This window comes from Flavobacterium sp. (assembly GCF_044368625.1).
Lineage (GTDB): Bacteria > Bacteroidota > Bacteroidia > Flavobacteriales > Flavobacteriaceae > Flavobacterium.
The window spans coordinates 1-3,121 of record NZ_JBIPPD010000352.1 but is presented as its reverse complement, the minus strand read 5'-3'; the positions used below and the strand labels follow the sequence as shown (position 1 = coordinate 3,121).

The window sequence follows — 3,121 nt, the reverse complement described above, 5'->3', positions numbered from 1 at the left end:
ACTCATTTGAGCAAAAATGATTTAAATTTGGATTTGAATAAGATGGATTTTTTCCATTTGAGCGATTACAAATTGCTTTATACATTTGAAACGCTTCAAAATCTTCTTTATTTTTATAATAAATTGATTTTGCATTTTGAATTGGTTGTTTAGATCCATTCATTGTAACTCTATTGACTTGATTTTTTATAAAGAAATCAAATGGATGATTATTGTCCTCAATAAAATAAAAATGATCAAATTTGGATAGTTCCAAATGAGACAAACCGAAATAAAATAAATTATTATAAATATAAGAGTCGTAAAATGGAACTCCTATTTTAACATTATTGAAGAATAATTCATCTACTTCAGACAAGTTTAAAACAATTTCTTTATTTTCAAAAGTTTTTGAATAGAGGGCTTTTATATTATTTATGCCATCATTGTTTTTTGCAAAGAAAATTAATTTACTAGGAAGTTCGGAAAATGAATTTTCAACAACTGATAATCTTATTCCAAAGATTAATTTAATACCAAGTTCTTGAGCAACATTATTAATACTCCTAAAGCCATAAAAAGAGTCTTCAACAACAACAATTTCACTAAGATTATATTCTGATTTAATATCAAATATATCTTTTGGCTGCAAAATGGATCGCCCAATACTAAAGTGAGTTTTAAAAAGAGGTATTGCCACTAGATAAGTTTATAACAATTCATTGATATTGTCAAATCTAAAAGCTGGACATCCAGAATATTTTCTCTTTTCTATAGAGAAGCCAAGTCCATTTTTTCTTTTTTTGTTTAATTCTTCTTTAACATAAGAGGAGGATATAATATTTTTATCTTCGTCTAATAAAACAAAATAGTCAAATGGAAATTTAAATGGACAATGCCACATTAAAGTTCCATCTTTTTTTAATTGACCTTTATATTCAGCTCTTCCACATACAACCCTCCCGCTAAACCCCTCTTCTTTAGAGGGGAATCCTTTATTATAGGCAAGACCATCAATAGCAGATTTTTCATTAAAATTATTAATTATTGATTGAATTTGTGTTAAAAAATATTCAAAGCCTTCTAGTTCATCTTCTGCCACTTCGCTCATTTCAAGAAGACCTTCGTTTTTACAATCAAATTTCAGAAACAAAAACTCCATATCTCTTTTTAAGAAATCTGGATATAAATATTTAACAGCAAGACAATACATTAAATTTTGCATATTATCTTCAACTTCTTGACCGCTAAAAATTTGCTTAGATGTTTTGAAATCTCTTATTAATGCTATTCTTTTTTTCTTGAATAAGAATAATTTATCTATAAACCCAAGAATTCTATAATTCTTTTGACCATTATTGACCTCTATATCAAAATCCTTTTCGCTAATAGATTCTGTTGGTTTGCCGTATTTATTGCCAAAAAAATCATAATTGAGACCCTCCATAATCATTTGATTAATTAATTCAAGATTATCAAAATCATCAATTTTATTCTTTCTTGCAAAAGAATTAACCATACGATTAATTGGTTTAGATGATTTTATATCTTGATGTTTTACTAATTGATCATAATGATGTTTATGTCTTGGATCGCCAAGAACCTCAAAAACTGCATGACATATACTTCCTCTTAGACTCCCTTCATTTGTTGTGTCTGGAAGCTTTAAATGATATTTGCACCAATATTGCCAAGAACATGTTTGTAATGTTTTAATTCTTGATGCCGAAAGTGGTTTATTCACTAATTCACTCATAGTTAAATTTATAAAGTTTTTTAAGTTTTTTGAGAGAATCAGAAAAAGATTTATTTGTTTTTAATGTAGACTCCATTTTTTCTGCTATTGAAATAACCATTTCAATAGACTCCTTGTGACTTATATCATCGACTTTTTTAAGATAGATTTCCAAATCATTCTTTGACATTTGTCCAAAATCATTTAAATCTGGCGGTATAAAATAAATATGTTTAAAATCTATTGTATCAATAAGTTTAAATATAGACTTAATCGCACCTTCAAAACCGCGATTTCTATCAGAGAGATAATCATTGTTAAAACAAACAATGATTTTTTTAACAGGCATTAAACTAAGTTTAGATATAAATTTAGACGAAATATTTAAACCAAAACTAACTAAATTATTTTTAATGCCTTTATCAAATAAAGATAACGAGTCTCCGATAGACTCTACAATAAAAACCTTCTCTGAATTAAAAATAGAATTCCTGCATTCTTCGATAGAATAAAATGGATAAAACCAATCTGCAACTCTTCCAATATGCAGCCATTTTGGTTTATTTTCATCTAGGTCAGCTTTTCTGCCAGAAAAACCATGTATCTTTTTATCTTTGCTAAAGATTGGGAAAATTGTTCTTTGATACATTTTGCCAGATGTAGAAAAGCCACATTGATATTTCTTAAGAGTTCCAATAGAAATATTCTTATCTAAATAAAAATCATAATGCGGCAAAAGTCTTTGAAGTGATGTGATTGGATATGTTTTTTCTTCTTTCAAAAATGTTTTTTCTTTAATTATATTTACACCCTTTTGTATGTCTTTCAAATAACTCTTAATTATATTATTATCATTTGTATTTAATGTACGAGACAACAACGCCTCAAATGGCATAAAAGTACTGTCCTCTACATAGTCTTTCCATACTCCAGTGTCCTTGTAAATTTGAAGTGCCGTAGTGTTATCTCCAGATCTATATACAGCATTTGTCCTCCAATATTGACCATGGTCTTTTAGATTATATCCTAGGCTTTCTAAAATTTCTCTATACTTACTCATTGTGAAAAAATCATTGGAATGGAGTTATCTTCGTCATCTTCTTCAAGATGAACGTCTTCATTATTCATAGAACGAACAATGTCATTCAAGTCGCCTTTTTCTGTGATGCAGAAGTTTTCAAATTCAAGATTAATGAAATTAGATTTTTTACTTCCATCTGGCATTTCAACTGGATTGATTGCTCTTAATGGATCTTTGCCAAGATGCCTTGCTTTAAGATTGACTAATTTGTGAGAGCCAAATCTATTTCCCTCAGAATGAATTTCCTCAGCAATCTTTTTGCGCAACAAGAAAAGATGTGAGCAAAATTGAGTAATTCCATCAGAGAGAGATACGACACTTTCATC

General features: G+C 28.4%; 4 protein-coding genes. All 4 read right to left on the bottom strand.

What is annotated here, in order from left to right; genetic code table 11:
• The coding region (locus tag ACIQ2X_RS16395; RefSeq protein WP_396180071.1) for a PHP domain-containing protein at nt 1-679 on the bottom strand (679 nt) is incomplete at its 3' end.
• Nucleotides 680-688: 9 nt separating this feature from the next.
• On the bottom strand, nt 689-1,735 hold the full coding sequence (locus ACIQ2X_RS16390) for a RecB family exonuclease (RefSeq protein WP_396180070.1): 1,047 nt from the start codon (nt 1,733-1,735) through the stop codon (nt 689-691).
• The gene (locus tag ACIQ2X_RS16385) at nt 1,728-2,774 is read right to left on the bottom strand and encodes a hypothetical protein (protein WP_396180069.1); all 1,047 of its coding nucleotides are present in this window, start codon (nt 2,772-2,774) and stop codon (nt 1,728-1,730) included. Before ACIQ2X_RS16385 ends, ACIQ2X_RS16390 begins: the two co-directional genes overlap by 8 nt.
• A partial coding sequence (locus ACIQ2X_RS16380) for a hypothetical protein (RefSeq protein WP_396180068.1) occupies nt 2,771-3,121 on the bottom strand: 351 nt, incomplete at its 5' end. The genes ACIQ2X_RS16385 and ACIQ2X_RS16380, both read right to left, overlap by 4 nt.

Coding starts and splice junctions, on each gene's coding strand:
- ACIQ2X_RS16390 (WP_396180070.1), bottom strand. CDS start 1,735: ATGAGTGAATTAGTGAATAAACCACTTTCGGCATCAAGAATTAAAACA.
- ACIQ2X_RS16385 (WP_396180069.1), bottom strand. CDS start 2,774: ATGAGTAAGTATAGAGAAATTTTAGAAAGCCTAGGATATAATCTAAAA.